The organism is Salinimicrobium maris, assembly GCF_049680855.1.
GTDB lineage: Bacteria > Bacteroidota > Bacteroidia > Flavobacteriales > Flavobacteriaceae > Salinimicrobium.
In genome coordinates this window covers 526,518-547,328 of the sequence record NZ_JBMPGS010000002.1, presented here as the reverse complement: position 1 = coordinate 547,328, position 20,811 = coordinate 526,518, and the positions used below count along the sequence as shown (strand labels likewise).

At 39.2% G+C, this 20,811-nt stretch carries 15 protein-coding genes; 8 read left to right on the top strand and 7 right to left on the bottom strand.

All coding sequences use genetic code 11. The annotated features are described in order from the left end of the window. Window positions 1–158 precede the first annotated feature (158 nt). Both ACOV1Q_RS07920 and ACOV1Q_RS07915 read right to left on the bottom strand, forming a co-directional pair. Window positions 159–1,442: a carboxypeptidase-like regulatory domain-containing protein gene (locus ACOV1Q_RS07920; RefSeq protein ID WP_424493859.1), complete on the bottom strand. Its 1,284-nt coding sequence runs from the start codon at window positions 1,440–1,442 to the stop codon at window positions 159–161. 227 nt (window positions 1,443–1,669) lie between these two features. Beyond that, window positions 1,670–2,788 carry an MBL fold metallo-hydrolase gene (locus ACOV1Q_RS07915; RefSeq protein ID WP_424493858.1) on the bottom strand — a complete coding sequence of 373 codons (1,119 nt, stop codon included), beginning with the start codon at window positions 2,786–2,788 and terminating at the stop codon, window positions 1,670–1,672. A 384-nt stretch (window positions 2,789–3,172) separates the two neighbouring features. Here ACOV1Q_RS07915 and ACOV1Q_RS07910 point away from each other — a divergent pair, with 384 nt between their 5' ends. From ACOV1Q_RS07910 to ACOV1Q_RS07895, 4 genes are read left to right on the top strand one after another with little or no spacing between them, the layout of a single operon-like run. Beyond that, window positions 3,173–6,814: a CheR family methyltransferase gene (locus ACOV1Q_RS07910; protein ID WP_424493857.1), complete on the top strand. Its 3,642-nt coding sequence runs from the start codon at window positions 3,173–3,175 to the stop codon at window positions 6,812–6,814. A 2-nt stretch (window positions 6,815–6,816) separates the two neighbouring features. Then, on the top strand, window positions 6,817–9,027 hold the full coding sequence (locus ACOV1Q_RS07905; RefSeq protein ID WP_424493856.1) for an ATP-binding protein: 2,211 nt from the start codon (window positions 6,817–6,819) through the stop codon (window positions 9,025–9,027). A gap of 50 nt (window positions 9,028–9,077) precedes the next feature. After that, window positions 9,078–9,641: a response regulator gene (locus ACOV1Q_RS07900; RefSeq protein WP_424493855.1), complete on the top strand. Its 564-nt coding sequence runs from the start codon at window positions 9,078–9,080 to the stop codon at window positions 9,639–9,641. Further along, window positions 9,625–10,185 (top strand): biliverdin-producing heme oxygenase, encoded by a 561-nt coding sequence (locus ACOV1Q_RS07895; protein WP_424493854.1) that lies wholly within the window; start codon window positions 9,625–9,627, stop codon window positions 10,183–10,185. Before ACOV1Q_RS07900 ends, ACOV1Q_RS07895 begins: the two co-directional genes overlap by 17 nt. 7 nt (window positions 10,186–10,192) lie before the next feature. Here ACOV1Q_RS07895 and ACOV1Q_RS07890 read toward each other — a convergent pair whose 3' ends face one another. Continuing rightward, complete coding sequence (locus ACOV1Q_RS07890) at window positions 10,193–11,770, bottom strand: NADP-dependent glyceraldehyde-3-phosphate dehydrogenase (RefSeq protein ID WP_424493853.1); 1,578 nt, start codon at window positions 11,768–11,770, stop codon at window positions 10,193–10,195. A gap of 326 nt (window positions 11,771–12,096) precedes the next feature. Between ACOV1Q_RS07890 and ggt the strand changes: the two genes are divergently transcribed. Together ggt and ACOV1Q_RS07880 are read left to right on the top strand one after the other, a co-directional pair. Beyond that, entirely contained in the window at window positions 12,097–13,803 is a 1,707-nt protein-coding gene (gene ggt / locus ACOV1Q_RS07885; RefSeq protein WP_424493852.1) for a gamma-glutamyltransferase, read from the top strand. Window positions 13,804–13,976: 173 nt separating this feature from the next. Then, on the top strand, window positions 13,977–15,938 hold the full coding sequence (locus ACOV1Q_RS07880; RefSeq protein WP_424493851.1) for a histidine kinase dimerization/phosphoacceptor domain -containing protein: 1,962 nt from the start codon (window positions 13,977–13,979) through the stop codon (window positions 15,936–15,938). Window positions 15,939–15,948: 10 nt separating this feature from the next. On the opposite strand, the gene ACOV1Q_RS07875 is transcribed toward ACOV1Q_RS07880, so the two are convergent. From ACOV1Q_RS07875 to ACOV1Q_RS07860, 4 genes are all read right to left on the bottom strand, one after another. Continuing rightward, the gene (locus ACOV1Q_RS07875) at window positions 15,949–16,188 is read right to left on the bottom strand and encodes a hypothetical protein (protein WP_424493850.1); all 240 of its coding nucleotides are present in this window, start codon (window positions 16,186–16,188) and stop codon (window positions 15,949–15,951) included. Window positions 16,189–16,202: 14 nt separating this feature from the next. Beyond that, complete coding sequence (locus ACOV1Q_RS07870; RefSeq protein ID WP_424493849.1) at window positions 16,203–16,619, bottom strand: hypothetical protein; 417 nt, start codon at window positions 16,617–16,619, stop codon at window positions 16,203–16,205. Between the two features lie 20 nt (window positions 16,620–16,639). Continuing rightward, window positions 16,640–17,401: a hypothetical protein gene (locus ACOV1Q_RS07865; protein WP_424493848.1), complete on the bottom strand. Its 762-nt coding sequence runs from the start codon at window positions 17,399–17,401 to the stop codon at window positions 16,640–16,642. A gap of 111 nt (window positions 17,402–17,512) precedes the next feature. Next, window positions 17,513–18,259, bottom strand: coding sequence for a LytR/AlgR family response regulator transcription factor (locus ACOV1Q_RS07860; RefSeq protein ID WP_424493847.1), 747 nt, complete (start codon window positions 18,257–18,259; stop codon window positions 17,513–17,515). A gap of 435 nt (window positions 18,260–18,694) precedes the next feature. Here ACOV1Q_RS07860 and ACOV1Q_RS07855 point away from each other — a divergent pair, with 435 nt between their 5' ends. Next, window positions 18,695–19,468 (top strand): metallophosphoesterase family protein, encoded by a 774-nt coding sequence (locus ACOV1Q_RS07855; protein ID WP_424493846.1) that lies wholly within the window; start codon window positions 18,695–18,697, stop codon window positions 19,466–19,468. Window position 19,469: 1 nt separating this feature from the next. Further along, window positions 19,470–20,540 carry an ACR3 family arsenite efflux transporter gene (arsB, locus tag ACOV1Q_RS07850; protein WP_424493845.1) on the top strand — a complete coding sequence of 357 codons (1,071 nt, stop codon included), beginning with the start codon at window positions 19,470–19,472 and terminating at the stop codon, window positions 20,538–20,540. Window positions 20,541–20,811: the final 271 nt, after the last annotated feature.

Here is a 20,811-nt window from a genome sequence, read left to right as displayed (position 1 = left end):
AATGTTATTTTTGGAACTTCAGCAGGTTGTACGTTCTGATCAAGAAATAAGGAGGCCTGAATAAAATGTCTGCACTCTTTTTGCTAAGATTATATGTAAATGATAAAGGCCTTGAGGTTGTTATCCCGCAAGGCCTTTATGATTAAATAAATGAATTTTTAATTCCTTCTCAAATTTTGCTGAATTTTTTCAATGGCATTCTCGATAGATTTATCGGGTTCTATGATGTTGTTGCTTCCCCAAAAAGCCATATCGGTAAAACCTGAAACATCATCGGCCATTACCACTCTGTCATTGATAAAGGTACTGTCGCGATTTACCTTACCATGGGGATTAACTTCCCAATCTGTAATCGCCATTTCACTGTTCACAGTGTAATGTGAATTGAACAATTTTCTTTTCCAGTTCACCACGAATTCAAGTTCGGCATGGCCGTAACCGTAATACCATTTTCCATCCTGCTCGCGGTAATCCACTTCATAATGCGCACTCACAGGATAAACTTTGGTGCCGCCAGGTTTCTTTTTTACGAATAGATCACTTGCAGCTCTCCTGTCATCAACATTTAGATTGAAAACAGCTTTTACCAGCGTGAGTGTTTCTGCATCTATGTATAGTTTACCATAGTACCAGGTTTCGGCCTCGTAGAGTTCTTTAAAGTCAACTACATATAGATACCTGTTATTAATTCTTGCAGGGTCATCAAATTCAAATTCATAATTCTCCAGCTTATCTTCATCGAAAATGAACTGCGGATTTTTCATAAGGTCTATATGAAGAGTGTTGAAAGGCCCTCCACGTAGTTTGAGCGCCAGGGTATCCAGCCGTTCATAATCGGCACTTTTCCGCGCTTTAATTAAAGATACTTCGTCTTTGGCCCAGGAATTATATGGTTTTTTATGGATTTGTACCACAGCTTCAGAAAGAGATACATTCCTGTTTCCTTTCTTGATGGTTTCCCTGTAAAAGGCTTTCATCTGCGTTTGTTCGTCAAAATAATTATCTGCTCTCCTGTGAAGTACCTCCCTAACCAGTCCTTTAGGATCTGTAGCGCTGAAAATGTTCACTTCAGAAAGCTCCTCTGCAGATTGCTGCATTTCAATAATCGTATTTCCTTCTTTAAAATAGTCAAGTGCAAGTTTCTGTCCGGCATAGCCCATTGCCGATATTTGCACAGTGGTTTCAAAGATTTCTTTTGGTACTTTTAAAGAAAAATAACCTTCAGAATTGGTTATTGTGGAAATGTTCGTACCGTCTACAGTTAGGTATGCAGATGATATAGCTTTTTCACTTTGCGCATCAACTACTTGACCTTTATATTGTTCATAGGTAAGATCCGTTTCCTGGAAGGCAGAAGCATTTTGTGATAAGAAACCCGCTAGAAAAAGGACCATGAAAAGGAACAACTTATTTTCGTGGAAGGGTGTTAATAAAGTTTTCATGGCGAAAGAATTAAGTTAAACTTAAAATACTCCTTCTAATATATTGAAATTAAGTTAATTATAAGCTATCATTTAAGTAAAAAGAAAGTAGCTCATCGCAACGCTGGTAAAGGTTCATAGGTAACTCTCGCAGGATGAGTAAATACTAATGTTTTCAAAAAATCACAGTTTAACTTCTATTTTGCAGGGTCGTAAAAACAGGGTTTTTAGCTGAATTTATTACAGTTTTAAAATACATTTCTCCACCATTTAGTAAACTGTTGATCTGGGTTGTTGAGGTAAACCTTCTCCCCAATAAGAGGAGTCAATAATTGCATTTTACCATTCTTATGAAGACTGCTAATACTTTCCAGTGGTTCATACCAAGAGTGTTTGGCAAGTGCGAACTTGGAATTGTGAACGGGTAATAATCTTGCCGCCCTTAGGTCATGGGCGGCCTGTAAAGTTTCTTCAGGCATCATGTGAATATATTTCCAATCCTGGTTGTATTGGCCATTTTCAAGAATTGCGAGATCAAAAGGACCGAAACTTTCTCCTGCCTCTTTGAAATGGGAATCGTAGCCGCTGTCACCGCCCAGAAAAATATTAAAGGATGGGGTTCTTAAGGCAAAGGAAGTCCAGAGGACTGTGTTTCTTTTAAAATTTCGTCCAGAAAAGTGCCTGGCAGGGACGGCATTTACAACAAAATTATCTTCTAAGACCTCTTTTTGATACCAGTCTTTTTCAATGATAATGTCGCGATCGAACCCCCAGGATTCCAGGTGTTCACCAGTCCCCAGGCCGGTAATGATCTTCTTAATTTTTGGCTGAAGTTTCGTGATGGTTTCGTAATCCAGATGATCCCAGTGATCGTGTGTGATGAATAAATAATCGATCTCGGGAATATCTTCGGCAGTATAATAATTACTTCCCGGAAATGCCGAAGTTGTAAGTTTTATAGGCGAGGCGTGGCCGCTAAATACAGGATCTACCAATATTTTTTTACCATCGATCTGCATGAAATAGGAAGAATGCCCAAACCAAACAAGAATGTTTTCTTCAGGTTTCCATTTATGAAGATCTGTTTTTACTGAAGGAATTTCGGCTTTAGGTCTGGCATTTTCATTTTTTTCGAACAAGAATTTTTTAAGGACCGAAAAGTAGGTGGCGCCTTCGGTGAAGGAAGGAGTGTGGCTAAGGTTATGGAATGCTCCGCTCCTGTAATGAGGCGAATTGTTAAGTTCTAATTTTCTTTTTCCCGAAGGACGCTTTCCGAATTTTGGACGGTTCATAAAAGCGTATGCTCCAAACCCCAGGAGGGCGAGCGCGGGAATAGCTATTTTCAACTTTTGCTTGCTGTGGTTCATATCGTAAATAATACTTTTTTAAGAGAAACAGGTTCTTATGAAAACCTTGAATATTAGAGAAGATTATTTTCTGTAGAGTCAAATGTCTGAAGTATAGAGGTTTAAGTATTTTTTATTTCAGAAAATGTCCTTATTCGCAATTTCTTGACCGAGCAACAATAAGAAGCGAGCTTAACGCTCTTTTAACAGTTTATAAGCCTATTTTGTAATAATTTCACGTTTTGAAAAATTTCGGTGGTTTTGGATAAAAAATATTATTAAAAATAATATTTTTTGAGGCATTTTCTATGGCTAATGTGGTCACTAAGCCGGGAAGATAATACTATTTTTGAAGTTTTTTGGTTTCTCTTTTTGATCATCTTTTAAAAATCGATCCCTACTCATATGAGGAAGTATACCCATAAGCTGCATTCTGAATTTCCTAATAGCAATCAATTTATAGAGCAGGCTCGGGTTGTTGCTATAGGTGCAAGTGCCGGAGGACTGGAAGCTCTCAAATCTTTTTTTGAAGGAAGTCCGAAAAATGATACAAATGCATATGTGGTCATTCAGCATTTATCGCCAGATTATAAGAGCATGATGGGGGAGTTGTTGAAAAAGAGCACCGGACTTAAGATCGTAGAAGTTTCTGAAGGAATGGAAATTTCGCCAGGGCATATTTATCTCATCCCACCTGTAAACAATCTTATATTAGAAAATGGTTTTTTTCATCTTAAGGAAAAACCTAAACACCAATCACTCAATTTGCCTATAGATATGTTCTTTGAATCCCTTGCAAAGGAAAGAAAAGAGCAGGCGATTGGGATTATCCTTAGTGGTACTGGAAGCGACGGTACAAGAGGGGCAAGGGCGATTAAGGAAAATGACGGTATGATAATGGTGCAGGAACCGGTTCAGGCTCAGTTTGATGGGATGCCTCGAAGTGCAATAGGCACAGGTTTGGTAGATTATGTGGTTCCCGTAGAAAGCATGGGAATCGAACTTCAAAACTTTCTTACAGCACCCGATTTTCAATTTGAGACGGGAGAGGATGTAGCCGAGCAAACAGAACTCATGAAGATCCTTAGCTACGTTGATGAGAAAACCGGTCTCGATTTTAGAGAATACAAAAAATCTACGCTGGCAAGAAGAGTAGCACGCCGTGTAAAGGTGTGTAAATGTGATTCATTATCAGAATATTACGGTAAATTAAAATCAGACAAAAAAGAAATAGAAATTCTTTATCATGAATTTCTAATTGGGGTGACCAAGTTTTTTCGAGACAGCAGCGTGTGGCAAATCTTAAGAAGTAAGGTTATTCCTGAATTGGTCAAAGAAAAAGAAACTGGTTCGACTCTTAAAGTGTGGGATGTTGCCTGCAGTACCGGGGAGGAAGCTTATTCTTTAGCCATGTGTATTTACGAGGAAATTGAGCGACAAAATAAAACGATCGAACTTAAAATATTTGCGACAGACATTTCCGAAAAACATCTTGAAGCCGGAAGTGCGGGATGTTACCCCGAAAGTATTGCTGCAGATGTCCCTCATGATTTTTTGATAAAATATTTTGTAAGTAATCCAAGAGGTTACAAAGTGGTTGAAAAGTTGAGGAAATCTGTGGTTTTTTCAGCTCATAATATTATCAAAAATCCGCCTTTCAGCAATATGGACATGGTGGTATGCCGAAACCTGTTGATCTATTTCCAGACAGCCATTCAGAAAAAGGCACTGCACATGTTGCACTATGCACTAAAGAAAGAAGGTATCCTGGTATTGGGTACCAGTGAAAATGTACAATCCAAGAAAGACGAGTTCCTGGAAATTGACCGAAAGTGGAAGATTTACCAGAATATTAGTCCGAATAAAAGACTTGATTCGGGAATTTCTGCGGTACGAACAAATAGCCTTATTGAGAACAGGAGTTATACAGAAAAACATAGACCTATAGATACCGCACGATTGAATCCGGTTAAGAAAAATTTGAGAGATGAACTTCATGAAAGTATCCTGGAGCAGTTTGGCGGCGCCAGTGTCTTTGTAGATTCAGAATTTAATATCATGGAGGCTTTGGGAGAATTCAGGAAGTATGCAAATCTTCCCAAGCAGGGATTCTCTGTTAATTTGCTTGACATGATGGGCGCCGATCTTAAATATGTAATTCAAAATACCCTTCGGAAAGCTAAAAAGCTGGATGAAAAAGTGTACTACAAAAATGCCATTTTTGAGCATCAGGGACAGCGAAAAGGAGTGGATATTATTGTAAAGCCGAACAAAAAAAGAACAGTAGATTCCGAAGATACTTTTGTCATCACTTTTATAGAAAAGGAATTAAATCTTGATGATGTTAATACTATAGATACCATTACCCTTACAGGGCACACCAAGGAATATGTTTCAAACCTTGAGGAGGAGTTAAAACAAACAAAGGAAGATTTACAAACCTCCCTTGAAGAAATTGAAACCAGCAACGAGGAGCTGCAAGCTGCAAATGAAGAATTGCTGGCATCAAACGAGGAGTTGCAGAGTACGAATGAAGAGCTGCAAAGCGTCAACGAGGAAATAAATACGGTAAATGCAGAAAACATTCAGAAGATGGAAGACCTGGAGGCATTAAATACCGATATGAACAACCTTCTTGAAAGTACGCAGATAGGAACTATTTTTCTTGACTCCTCTCTCTGCATTAGAAAGTTCACTCCTGCAATCACCCAGCATTTTAATCTTATAAATGCAGATATAGGTCGTCCCATCACGCATTTCACCGGAAGTATGGGGAAAAATAACCTTTTGGAGCGATGTAAGAAGGTACTCGAGTCTGGAAAAGTACTCGAAAAAGTAGTTGTTTCCAGAGAACGCGGACATTACCTTAGGAGGATTTCTCCTTACAGGAATTCCAGAGATGAAATAAAAGGGGTAGTTATCACTTTTATTGATGTGGAAACCCTTCAAAAATCCCGGGAAAAACTTTTAGCGAGTGAGCGTCGTTACAAGTCCTTTTATGAAGAAGATCCAATTATGCATATTAGCGTAAACCCTGGAAATAGTCAAATTGTGCATTGTAATGAAATGGCGGTTACTACACTTGGTTACGGCTCAAAGGAAGAACTTGTGGGTTTGCCGCTTCTTGATCTATATAGTGAAGAGGGGCAGATAGAAGCGATCAAGACCAACAAAAGATTTCAGGACACAGGTGAATTGGTGAACCTGGAACAGAATTTAAAAAAGAAATCTGGGGAGGTGCTACCAGTCATTCTTAATGCAACCGCAGAAAGAGACGAGGAAGATAACCTTATCACTATTCGCTATTCTTGTGTAGACATTTCAGCTTTGAAAAAGGCGGAAGATCAGTTGAAGCAACAAAAATCGGATCTGGAAAGGGCCAATCGCGACCTGGAGCAGTTTGTCTCCATTTGCACGCATGATCTTCAGGAACCGCTTTCCACAATAAAATTTGGGAGTGATGTGCTAGGCAAGATCTATGCTCAAAACCTGGATGATAAGGGAAAGAATTACATAAAATATATTGAAGAAGCTTCAAATAGATTATCTGCCCAAATCAAAGCACTGCTGGAACATTCCAGGATAGGCCGCAATGGCAAAAAGAAGAAGGTCAATACACAAAAACTTGTGGAAATTGTGCAATATGATCTTGGAAAAAGAATTCGAGATACAAAAGCCGAAATTCATGTAGGTTCTTTGCCACAACTAATGGGCTATGAAGTGGAATTAAGATTACTGTTCCAAAACCTTATTAGTAATGCTATAAAATATACTCCTGATGACCGAAGTCCTGAAATACGTATCTCGGCTTACAGAGAAGGAAAACATTGGGTTTTTTCTATAATGGATAACGGGGTAGGAATATCACAGGATAACCTGAAAAATATTTTCACCATCTTTAACCGGGTAGACAAACACAAAGCAAAAGACGGAACGGGAGTAGGATTGGCACATGTAGAAAAGATTGTTTTGTTACATGAAGGAAATATTTGGGTAGAATCCCAGGAAGGCGTTGGAAGTACTTTTTATTTTAAACTAAAGGCCTAAAAATGGCATTTTCAAGATCTAATAGTTATCCTGAAGAGGTGAACATTGACAATTGTGCGAGGGAACCTATACATATAATTGGAAAATGCCAGTCGCACGGAGCGGTTGTAGCTTGTAATCTTCAGGATCTTACAGTGTTGCAATGCAGTGAAAATACGGCCGTGCATTTTTCAATTCCACATAATGAACTTCTGGGAAAGGAAATAGCTGTTCTTATAGGAAAAGAACTTCAGAAGGAATTTAAACAGCACCTATGCTCAGAACAAGAGTTTTTTCCGGTTGAGGTGGTTATAAATGAAAAAAAATTCCTGTTGTTGCCACATTTTTCAGAAGAGATTCTACTGCTTGATTTTGAACCTTTGGAAGAAAAGCAAGAACCTGTAAGCTTCCAAAAACAACTAAGCTCGATCCTCAACAGACTCAAAAATGCTAAATCCACACAAGATTTGTGTGAGCGCGCAGCTTCCCTTACAAAAGATATTTTTGAGTATGACCGGGTTATGATCTATCGTTTTGATGAAGCATGGAATGGAGAAGTGGTCGCCGAAGAAAAAGCTGAAAACGCCACTTCCTGGTTGGGTTTGCATTATCCCGCCACCGATATTCCGGCGCAGTCAAGAGCCCTGTTTTTGGAGAACAGAATGCGTATTATTACAAATGTTTATGATGAACCCGTACCTGTTACTCCTGTACTTTCTCCTTTAACACAACAACCTCTTGATCTTTCTCAGTCTGCCTTGAGAGGAGTATCCCCAATTCACCTGGAATATCTTCAAAATATGGGTGTGGGAGCCAGTTTAACTGCAGCTATCGTGGTAAAAGGAAAACTCTGGGGGCTTCTCACCTGTCATCACAATACGGCTATATTTATTAATTACTACCAAAGGGAAAGCTGCCGACTCCTGGTTGAAATATTTTCTAATGAGCTCTCGCTAAAGGAAACCAACAACTTCCTGGAAGAAAGAAGGCTGGCGGAAAAGATTAAAGAAAGGCTCGTGCTGCAAATGAATGCCGAAAAGGACCTTTTTGAAGCTCTTACTGAAAATACTTTATTTACAGATTTAGTACCGTGTATAGGCGGTGCATTATTATTTAATGGAGTGCTTCAAACGGCGGGAACCACACCATCTAAAAATGACATTAATTCCCTTGTTTCTAATTTTCTAGCGGAAAAGGAAGAAAATTTATTTACCAGTTCGAAACTTTCTGAGGAATTTGAGCCCGCAGAAAAATACAAGGAAATAGCTTCCGGGATTTTGAGCCTGCGCATTTCGGAGAACAATTACCTTTTATGGTTTAAACCTGAAGTTATCCAAACAGTTAGTTGGGGTGGCGACCCCAATAAAAAAGGCACCTACGATGAAGAAAAACAACGCATAAGTCCGCGCAAATCTTTTGAAAAGTGGAGTGAGCAGGTGAGGGGAGTATCTGAAAAATGGAAAGAGGCAGATGTGAACGTTGTAAAAGCTTTTGGAGAAAATATAAGTTATCTTCTTTTGGAAAAGCAAAGAAACGAGATAAAAGGACTTAACGAGCGCCTACAGGAAGCCAATAGAGAACTTGAATTATTTAATTTTGGTTTGTCGCACGATCTTCGTGCTCCTTTAAGGGGAATGAAAGGGTATTTATCCATTCTTATGGAGGATCATGCAGAAAAACTGGGAGATTCTGGTTTAACTACCCTGGAAACCAGCATTGGTCTTGCCAGAGAAATGAACTCCTTAATAGATGATATCCTAGCCTATTCCAGAACAAGTTCCGACGAAGTGAGAAAAGGAAAGATTGATGTAAATGCGCTTTTAGAAGAAATTTTAAAGACCTTCAATCCTGAAGCGACTTTTCCGAAAACTAAAATCGTTGTAGCGAAAAATCTGCCTGAAATGGAAGGTGATAAACGCATGCTTTTCCAGCTTTGGGCAAATCTTATTGGTAATGCCCTCACTTATTCCGCAAAAATAGAGGAGCCCAAGGTGGAGATTGGTTATATAGGGGAAACCGAAAAAAATGTTTACTTTGTGCGCGACAATGGAATTGGAATTCCGAAAGAACAACAGGAAAAAATCTTTGCCACTTTTTCACGTTTAAAGGGAAAGGAGTACAAAGGTTCTGGTATTGGGCTGGCGTTGGTAAAGCTTGTTGTTGAAAAACATGAAGGAAGAATTTGGGTGGAAAGCGAAGAAGGTAAAGGTGCCACCTTCTTTTTTGAGATGTAATTTTCCAGAAAGCTGCCCAAATGATGTGACGGCATAGCAAAATTCGACGAATGATTAGATTACCCTTACGTATATTACTTGTAGAAGATCTGGAAACGGATGCAGTTCTTATAAAGAGAAAGATTGCAAAGATCGTGGAAGCCCCCGAAATTGAGGTGGTAGATAACCTGGAGGATTGCAAGCATATGCTGATAAATTTTGTGCCCGATGTTATAATTTCTGACTATAATCTACCTACTTGTACCGGTATGGAAGTGCTGGAACTTGCATTAGATATAGATTCATCTGTGACCTTTATTTTCCTCACCGGGACCATCAATGATGAAGAACTGGCAGCACACACTATTTTGGCAGGTGGTTCGGGATATATTCTTAAGAAACATATGGATGTTCTGGACGAGAAATTAGAACCGCTCTTAAAAAAGGTAGTTTTTACAATGGTTGCAAAGAAAGATATTAGGGAACAGATTCGAAATAATAAGATTGCTGTAAACCAGATTTATAATTATCTGGATTCTTTAAAGGCCGATAATAAAGAGCAGAGAGAAAATATTGGAAAAATTAGGGAGAGCATGGGGCAATTCAAAACCGGAGATAATGATAGAAAGGCTTAGAGAAGCGACACGGGAGCTTCATGAGGAAATTGAGAAGGAGAACGAGGCCAGTAAAATCATCGATCACTCAATCACTCTGGAAGAATATAAGTTTTTATTACTTCAGAATTATATTGCCTACAAGGTCACCGAAAATGCCATTTCCGGCTATCTTTCAGACTATCCTGCAACCAAACATGAGCAGCTTAAAAAAGATCTTAAAAATTTAAATATTGATTACTCTATAGCGGCAAAGTTTGACAGGGAATTTAGTTGTGACAGTAAAGCTGAAGCTCTGGGCGCGGCTTATGTGGTAGAAGGTTCGGCCATGGGTGGACTGGTGATTGGCCGGGAACTTCAAAAATGTCCGCAGCTTTCGCACCTGGGGGAGCAACATTTCTTTAATGGAAAAAGAGACGACGTGAAAAACTGGAACCTCTTTAAAAAGAAGCTCCAGAACTACCATTTTTCAAAAGAAGAAGAAAATATTGCCGTCGAAAAAGCCAGAGAAACTTTTCGATTTTTCGGGAAAATCTTTTCTGAAGCCGGGAAAACTGCCATCTAAAAAGCGGTTAAAGCAAGTAATCTGTATTTACAAAATTGGAATTTTTTGAATTTAGCAGTTCTTGCAGAATCTGGTTGTTATATGTGTTATCCTTAGATGCTACAAAGGTTCTTATGGAGAACGATCTTAGAGCATCGTGTACACTCAAAGTTCCAACAGCAGAATCTTTTCGGCCGGTAAACGGGAAAACATCAGGCCCACGCTGGCAGGAGCTGTTGAGGTTTACCCTGCAAACAAGGTTCACTAAAGTATCAATAAGCGGTGCCAGTTCCTGAATGTCTTTTCCAAATAGACTTACCTGTTGGCCATAATTTGAGTCGGCCATTTCATCTAAAATTTCCTGGATGTCAGTAAATGGTTTAATGGGTACCACCGGACCAAATTGCTCTTCCTGGTACACGCGCATTTCTTTGGTTACAGGATAAAGAACTGCTGGGAAAATGTAATTATTGGAAGTTTCACCACCTTTTTTGTTGATAATTTCAGCACCTTTTTGCCTGGCATCATCTATAAGTTCCTGGATGTACTGAGGTTTATCGGGTTCGGGGAGGGGAGTGAGTTTCACTCCTTCTTCCCAAGGATTTCCGAATTTGAGCTTATCTACCTGTTCGGCATAACGTTTATTAAATTCCTCCCGAATATCTTCATGAACATATATAATTTTAAGAGCGGTACAACGTTGCCCGTTAAAGGAGAGAGTTCCGGCGAGACATTCCTGAATCGTTAAATCAAGATCTGCATCGGGTAAAATGATCGCAGGATTTTTAGCTTCCAATCCTAAAACAAGACGCAATCTATTCTTATGAGGATGCTGGTCTTGTAATGCAATAGCCGATTTGCTATTACCAATTAGCGCCAGCACATCTACTTTTCCAGTAGCCATGATGGGTGCGGCAACTTCGCGTCCGCGCCCATAAATGACATTTACGACACCTTTAGGAAAGCTGGTTTTGAAAGCTTCCAGTAGGGGAGAGAGTAAAAGTACCCCGTGTTTGGCAGGTTTAAACACCACCGTGTTTCCCATGATAATGGCGGGAATAAGTAAGGCAAAAGTTTCATTTAAAGGATAATTGTAAGGACCTAGACAAAGCACGACTCCTAAAGGACCGCGCCGAATATGGGCATAGACACCATCCCTTTTTGTAAACTTTGAGGAATCACGGTCCAGTTGCTTGTAATCCTCGATCGTGTCTTCTATATATTCAACGGTACGGTCAAATTCTTTTTCAGAGTCTGGTAAATTTTTTCCAATTTCCCACATGAGGTATTTTACGACTTCTTCGCGCTTCGTTTTCATTTGTTCAACGAACTTTTGCATACATTGAATTCGTTCACCTTCTTTCATGGTTGGCCAGTCTCCCTGGCCGCGGGCGTATGCATCACATGCCGATTGCAGCGCTTCGAGTGCCGTATCTTTATCCATATGAGGTACGCTGCCAAGAAGGGTAGGCTGGTAATCTTCTGTAGCTGAAATCGTGGAATACACTTCGTCCATTTTACCATTCCAGGTAATTAGTTCTCCGTTTGACAGGTAAGTAGTTTGTTTCAGTTTTTCTGTAATGGCAAATTTTTCAGGGATGCTCATATGGATTTTAGTTGTAAAGGTTAGGTATTCAAATTCAGTAAATTAAAGTTACTATTTTTCAATTAACAAAATCAAATACTTCTGCAGCATTTATTTCGGAATCTTTTATAGATTACAATAGCATCCAAAAATGATCTTTTTAAATCCTTTTTTTGAATGAACTTTAGCTTCAGTCCTAAAGTATTTCAGCATATAAATTAGGATTTAAGAAACAGCAGCCGGTATTTTTTCCTGCCATATTTTTTTTACTTTAGAATTTTGTTTTTCTGAACTACAGCTGTTCAGAAATTTATAACAACTACCAACAAAATTTACCTGAGAATTATATGAAGAAGTTCATTTTACTAGTAGTCTTTCTTTCAATGTTTTCCTGTGATTCTGCGAAAGAAAAAACTGCCGCCCCTTCGCTTGTTAAAGAGCGCGGACTGGTTGTTTCCAATGCAATGGTAGTTTCGGCGCGTGAAGAAGCTTCAAAAATAGGCGTGCAGATAATGAAACAGGGTGGAAACGCTTTTGATGCCATGGTTGCCACAGAGATGGCTTTGGCTGTGGTTTATCCTTTTGCGGGAAACCTTGGCGGCGGCGGATTCATGGTGTACCGGATGCATGATGGCGAAACCGGAGCTCTGGATTATCGGGAAAAAGCACCTTTGGCTGCAGAAAGAACAATGTACCAGGACAGTGCAGGAAATGTAATTTCAGAAAGGAGTCGTTACGGTGGACTAGCAGTTGGAGTACCGGGAACCGTCGCCGGAATCTTTGCAGTACATGAAAAATTTGGGAGCCTGCCCCTGGCAGAAATTCTTGCTCCGGTGATCGCACTGGCCAAAAATGGCTATAGCATTACAGAAAATCAAATGAATACGCTGGCGCATTACCGAGAATCATTTCTTCGTGTCAACAGGGACAGCATCTTGTATTCTCAAGAATTAAAGGAAGGTGACACGCTTAGAAATCTCGCATTAGCAAATACTCTTGAGCGGCTGGCCTCTAATGGCAGGGAGGAGTTTTATGGCGGCAGCACAGGCGAAAAACTTCTGAATTTTCTTCAGCAAAACGGAGGAATAATAACCATGGAAGACCTTATAAGTTACGAGGCAAAGTGGAGGGATCCAGTTTCATTTCAATATGATGATCTGCAAATTTTTGCCATGTCTCCGCCCTCCAGTGGCGGCATCGTAATGGGGCAGATCATGAAAATGATAGAAGATTTTCCCCTGGAAGAATATGGTCATAATTCCGCTAAAATGATACAGCTAATTACAGAAGCCGAACGCAGAGCTTATGCCGATCGTAGTTTCTACTTAGGAGATCCTGATTTTGTAGATATACCTGTGGATACGCTATTAAGTGAAGACTACCTGCAGGAGAGAATGAAAAATTTCTCGTTTTCCCACGCCACACCTTCTTCTTCTTTAGAACATGGGGAAATTGTGGGCTATGAAAGTATGGAAACGACGCATTATTCAATTGTAGATTCCGAAGGGAATGCCGTAGCTGTCACTACAACCTTAAATGGTGCTTACGGGTCTAAATTATATGCGGAAGAGCTGGGCTTCTTCTTAAATAATGAAATGGACGATTTTAGTGCTAAACCAGGAGTGCCAAATATGTTTGGGTTGATTGGAGCCGAAGCTAATGCCATTGAGCCAGGGAAAAGAATGCTGAGTTCAATGACCCCAACTATTGTAGAGAAGAACGGAAACCTATTCATGGTGCTTGGTTCACCGGGAGGGTCTACTATTATAACTTCAGTCATGCAAACCATCTTAAACGTTGCAGATTATGACATGAGTATGCAGGACGCGGTAAATGCTCCTCGATTTCACCACCAATGGCTGCCCGATGAGATCCTGTTTGAACCCAATTCCTTTGATCCCGAAATTCTTGAAACGCTGAAGCAAAAGGGATATGAATTTAGCGAAGGCCAATCCAGGATACTGGGCAAAGTGGATGCTATCCTGGTGCTTCCAGACGGTAAACTTGAAGGTGGAGCCGATCGCAGGGGAGATGATAAAGCAGTGGGTTACTAAATCCTGATCTATTATTTCTCGATGGAAAGTAGGTGTAAATTATTTATGGTTTATCAGCTTACGTAAAAAATTCTAGACGGAGTATCATTATTTTTTATTAGGGAGCTGGTTAAGTTGTTGAACTACAATTTTTTAGTGGTACCTTTATCAGAGGTGCCTTAAAATTAAAGTTCTTGAAAACGATAAAAGATATCGTTCTGGTGTTTCTGTTTTTAACCTTCATTAGTCATGCAGGTTTTGGACAAATCTTCGACTTTACAAAACCTGATCCCTACAGGAAAATCTTTGTAGAAACCGATGACTTTTCCTTTTCTTATCTCCAGGAGATGGAAAGTGCTCTGGACAAAATTGAGAATGATACAGTGAAATTGTCGGTTCTCAATGATTTGGCTTATTACTGGCATACTCGTAATCTTTCCACTGCCATGGGTTTTACAGAAACAGGTTTGAAAACAGCTTCTGAAATGAATAATAACCTGTGGCATGGAAGGTTCCAGATCACGCAAGGTGCCATTCTCTTGAGGCAGGAAAAACTTGACGCAGCCGAAGAAGTTTTACGGGAGGCAAAAAATAAAGTAAATGAAAGCGATCTCGCATTTTTGAACACTCAGTTAGGTTATGTATACGAACGCAGGGGGCAATTGGGAAGAGCGGCAGATTTTGCCCTGGAATCTTTACGATTGGGAGAAAAGCTCAACGATTATAAAGCCATTGGGCTTGCTTACAGTGATCTCAGCAACTTATTCTGGAAGCAGGAGAAATACGAGGAAGGCTTGGAATATGGTTTAAAGTCACTATCCTTTTTTGAACAAAGAGGACTGGACGATCTGGATTACGATTTCACACTTTATGTAGTTGGAAATAATTATTTAAGCCTGGAGCGGTACGATGAAGCTTTGGAATATTATCAACGTTCTATAGAGATTGGCGAGCGCTATGGATTCTACAATAACTTAAGTGATGTGTATATTTCACTTGTAGAGTTGTATTCCATCATGGAAGATCCCAAAAAAGCCGAAGAGGCCGGGCAGAATGCAATTAGATACGCATACCTGCTAGATAACGCCTTTATGCTTATGCGTTCTTATCTTTCGGTTGGGGAACTGCAAAGTCGCACCGGGAATCATCAGGCTGCCGTAAAGAATATCAGGAAGTCGATAGAAGTGGCTACACCGCTTTTTGGCGACGGTTTCTTTTTAAGTAAGGCATATGAAAGCCTGGGAAAAGCTTATGCTGGCAACTCCCAATTTAAGGAGGCATATGAGGCCTTTTCAATCTATGATTCCCTTAATAGCATTGTTTTTACTGCAGAAGCAGATAAAAGAATTTCTCAACTTGAAACAGAATTTAATGTTGCTCAAAAAGAGAACACCATTCAGCTGCAGGAAACAAGATTGATACAGCAACAAACGAGACAAAACTTTATCAGCCTTTTTGCTGCTCTCCTCTTTATGATATTGCTGGTGTTGTTTATCAGTTTCCGCAATAATAGAAAGAAAAACAGGTTGCTAAAAAAACAAAATAGTGAAAAAGAATTTTTATTAAAGGAAATCCACCATAGGGTGAAGAACAATCTTGAGATCATTTCCAGTTTACTTGCTCTTCAAACTGCTCAAATCAAAAATCCTAAGGTGAAGAGCGCAATGCAGGAGAGTCAGAACAGGGTTTTTTCCATGAGTATGATTCATCAACGTTTATATCAAAAGAATCACCTTTCATCTATAGAAATGAAAGACTATTTTGCCAGCTTGGGGAGCCACGTACTAGATTCCTTTGGAGAAGAAAACCGCATTAAAATTAAATATGATATGCCAAAGGTGCATCTTGATGTAGATACGGCAGTGCCTTTGGGGCTTATCATCAACGAATTATTAACAAACAGTCTTAAATATGCCTTTCCGGAAGAACAGCCGGGAGAAATAATTATTCAGTTAAATCAAAAATTCTCCAGAGAAATTGAATTGACAGTAAAAGATAATGGGATTGGGTTCAATAAAGAAAAGTCCATCAAAGGAACAGGATTTGGAACAAGACTAATTAAATTGCTCACCCAGCAACTCAATGGTCAAATGCAGGTGGTCTATAACGCCGGAACACAATACTTCTTCAATTTTAAAATTAACCGTCCTCACTAAATCCCTAAAATTAAAATTTAAAGTTATAACCCTCAACAGGCTTTCCCTGCGCAGAACTTTTTCCCTTCGCTTCCATCATTGCAGAAAGGTAGTTTCGGTTTCTGAAAAACCCCAGTTGGAATTCTTCATAGCCTTCCATTACTTTCTTGGAGCTTTTAATTTCTGAAGATTTCAAAGTATGACCTATATTCATATGATTACAGGTAACAAATACAATTAAGCCTAAAACAATAAATGCCAGTACTTTCATATTTCACAGTATATTTATTCTGAAAAGCCTGTTATTTCCCCCTTTTTTAAATACCAGGAGTGTTTAAATCTTGTTAGAATATATTCGCACTCGGTTAACTGCCGCCCCATGATTATACCAGTAACCACCACTTCATTTTCTACTGGTTCTTCAAACTTTAAATCTTTAAATTGAAGATGCTGCCACTTGTTTTGCATTGTGGAATGCAATGTAATTTTATACTTGTCGAAATTATCAGTTCCTGGTTCGGCGTCATTCCAATTTATTGCCGGAGTTAGAATTTTTATCGCTGTGAAGGAAACATTCTTTTCTTGTAGCACATCATATATTTGTTTAACTACCAACTTGTTGTCAATATTCTGGCTATGGAGGTTCCAGGAAAGAGACAAGAGTAAGAGCAAAAATGCGGGATGGCTCTTGAAAGTCTTCATAAAATGTCATTTTTGAATAATTAATTGGCGGTGTATGCGAGGTCTGGTCGCATTTGCCCTGTTTTAGATTCGTACCGGTGCACATAATTCATCATCTCCTCAAAGAGTTTTGCGCCTTCCGCTCCCAAGAGCTCATCTGTCTCTCTCGAAGTTTTGGCATAGGATTCTGCATCTTTCGCTGAAATAACTGCGAGGTAATAATCGCCATTGGTCCCAAAGCCATTCCGGTAGATCCTAAAATGTTGTTTTGCGTTCTTTTTCTCATAAAGCGCTTTAATTTCATTCATCTTTGCTCTTAGGTTGGAAACGTTATTAGGAGTGACATGAAAGAAATGCCATTTTCTATAATTCTCCCCATCGGTATTCGTCGTTAAGCCATTTGGCATATAGGACATGTCATTGATCAAATGCACGATATAATCGCGGTGCGCGTCATAGCATTTATTGAATCTTGTAAAGATCTTTGAAAAGTTTTCTTCACCCATTTTTTCAGCTAAAGGAGCGAGGGGATTTTTATCCAGATCGGCCATTTCTTGAATAGGCACAATGGTCAGGTATTTTCCATCATTAATACTTGCTGTAGTCCAGTCTGCATCCTGGACTTTATGTTCCTGGCAGGCATCAATAAAATCTTTGGTAACGGACTCATATTCTTTCACCATAGAAGGTTTTACCTGGTCTTCGTGAATCCAATATGCCCGGGTGGCATTTTGAGCAATTAAGAGGTTTGACTGCAGTAGTAGTGCAGCAAACAGTACTAGAATAAAGTTACTTGTTTTCATAATAAAAGATTTTAATTGGGAAGGAATTTACTTCTGTAGGTGTATGAAAACAAGGGTTTTAGGACGAAAGGAAGGTGGAATTGTCCTAACTGCCAGTAATTTTACCGAAGCTTATATGGTTTGTAACCTCTTTAGAAGTTCTGGTCGAACTCCTTTTGCCATAGGAATGGCTTTCCGGGAAATTACTACGTGAGTACCCGCAATCTCTTCTATCTGTGCAAGATTAATGATATAAGACCTGTGGATTCGAAAAAAGTGCTTTTCGGGTAATTTTTCATTCATCTTCTTTAGGGTGGTGACCAGCAGGTATTGTTTATCTTCAGAAAATATCCTGCAGTAGTTGCGTTCGGCTTCTATGTAACGAATGGCACCTATATTGACCTTCACCATCTTTTCCTGATGTCTAACAAATAAACAATCCTTCAACACGAATGAAGAATCTTTATTTTTAGATGGCACAAGTGAGGCATCGGGTCTGCATTTCAATTGGCTTATGGTAAGTTCAATACTACGCTGTAAATCCAGTTTCTTAAAAGGTTTGGAGATGAATGCATATGGATGAGTCAATTTCGCCCGATTGAAGTTGTATTCATCGGCATTGGCAGTAAGATAAATTATAGCAATTTCATCATTAATTTCCTGCATTTTTTGAGCAGTTTCTATCCCGTCTAAATCGCCCTTAAGCTGTATATCAATTAAGACAATCTCTGGCGGATTGTTCCTTATGTGCTGTACCGCATCTTCTCCCCTGGGAATGATTCCCGAAACTTCAAAACCCATTTCACTAAGTTGCAGGGAAATATTGGCCGCAATGATCATTTCATCTTCAACTACTAATATCTGTACAGGTTGTATCATTGGCCATAAATATTTCGATCAGAAAATATAGTTTCCGGGGTATGAATCTTAATCGGTCTTCATCCTTCAGGATTAAGAAATCCGGAAGAAAGGGCATCTGGTAGGCGGGTCACGATTTTCATTGAAATTTCAACGAAAATTAATTAGTGGAGGGAAAGAGAAGTGGGGATGATAAACTTTTGATTTTCCTAAGTTAATGAATATCTAGCGAAAATTTATAATTCTGAAATAGAGAAAAGGAATGAGCTCGTTATACCTATTGAAAAATGATATATTTAATATAGTTTTCAGGATGATCAATAACAGTAATTTGAACAGTGGCCATTGTTAAATGTTATGCTACTGTTATGTTTCACGAATCCCTGTGAAAAACTGAAAATTTTTTATTTATACCTTGCTATTTATCGTAATATTGCATTAAACAAATTTAAGGACATGAAAATTGCACTTTTTAGCGACATTCATTCAAACTTACCTGCACTGGAAGCCTTTTTTGAAGATTTGGAGAAAAGAGAGGTAGATGCAATTTATTGTTTGGGCGATTTGGTTGGCTACAACATTTGGCCTAATGAAGTAATTGATGAAATTCGGAAACGCAACATTCCTACAATTGCAGGAAATTATGATTTTGGTATTGGCAGGGCAAGTGACGACTGCGGCTGTGCCTACAAAACCGATGAAGAAAAGGAAAATGGAGCTGTTTCAATTTCATTCACCAACGAGATCATTTCAGAGAAGAACAGGATGTACCTTCGCCATCTTCCAGCGCATATTCGGCTCGAGTACCAGCTCAACAAGGATAAATTAAATCTACTCCTTGTTCACGGAAGTCCAAGAAAGATCAATGAATACCTCTTTGAAGATAGGGCAGAGAAAAGCCTGCTGCGAATTATGGAACAGGCCAATGCAGATATCATGTGCTTTGGCCACACCCATAAACCTTATCACCGCATCCTGAATTCAGGAGAAGAAAAGAACCCTCATTACAGGCATGCTATCAATCTGGGTTCGGTTGGGAAACCAAAAGACCATGATACACGTGGCTCCTATGTGATTTTGGAAATAAACGAACGTACTTCAGTAAAGAAGAAAAAAAGTATAATTCCACATTTTATAAAATTTGATTATGATATTGAAGAAGCGGCAAAAGCGGTAGAAAACAGCCGACTTCCAAACACATTTGCAGAAAACCTACGAAATGGATATTAATATGACAACCTTTAAACAGAAGAAACTAAGCTTCCTTGATAATTATCTTACGCTCTGGATCTTTATTGCAATGGCTATGGGTGTAGCCATAGGCTATCTTTTTCCGTCCTTTCCCGATAAAGTAGATGCTATGAGCAGTGGATCAACTAATATTCCCATTGCCATTGGATTAATTCTTATGATGTATCCTCCTCTTGCGAAGGTGAATTATGCTTTACTGCCCAGGGTATTCAAAAATGTGACAATCTTAGCTATTTCTTTGGTGCTAAACTGGATCATTGGTCCCGTCTTAATGTTTGTACTTGCCCTACTTTTTTTACAGGATCATCCTGAATATATGGTGGGACTAATTTTAATTGGACTGGCCCGTTGTATCGCAATGGTCCTGGTGTGGAATGATTTAGCCGAAGGGAGTAGCGAATACGGCGCCGGACTTGTAGCTTTAAACAGTATATTCCAGGTATTTGCTTATAGTTTTTATGCATGGCTCTTCATTACTGTACTTCCGCCGTACTTTGGATTTGAAGGAGCTATTGTAGACATTTCTATAGGAACCATTGCCGAAAGTGTAGCTGTTTATCTGGGATTGCCTTTTCTTCTTGGAATAGTCACGCGTTTTGTACTCGTGAAAAAGATGGGTGAAAAATGGTATTCTGAAACTTTTATCCCGGCTATTTCCCCTTTAACTCTCATTGCGCTGTTATTCACTATAGTGGTGATGTTTTCCCTAAAAGGTGGTGCCATTGTGGAGATCCCAATGGATGTCGTTTTTATTGCTATTCCGTTATTGATTTACTTCGCCGTCATGTTTATAATTGGTTTTTTTGTTACCCGATGGGCCGGCGCCACTTATGATAAAAATGCAGCGGTAGCTTTCACAGCTGCAGGAAACAATTTTGAACTGGCCATAGCCGTGGCAATAGCAGTATTTGGATTAGAATCGGGTCAGGCTTTTGCGGGAGTTATAGGTCCACTTGTAGAAGTGCCAGCTTTGATATTACTGGTACGTGTGGCATTTTGGCTGAGGAAGAAATATTATTCAAAAGAGTCCGATAAAGTCGAAACACGGTAGATATGTATATGAGTAGGGGGAGAGACTTGCGGCAAGACTAAAAATTTTTGAAAGCAAAGTGCTGTATAGCAATTCTAAAGCTAAGCCTGTTCTTCTCACTATCAGAATTGCAAGTTTCTCATCTGCATTTGTCCAAAGGAATTAATGGGACTGTATTTCTTTTAAAGCTCTTTTTGAAGAACTATAATTATAATATTTAGCTCGAGGGCTAAAATGCAGGTGGCCATATGTTTTTTTAAAAAAATATATTCCTTCAGGTCATGGTATAAAA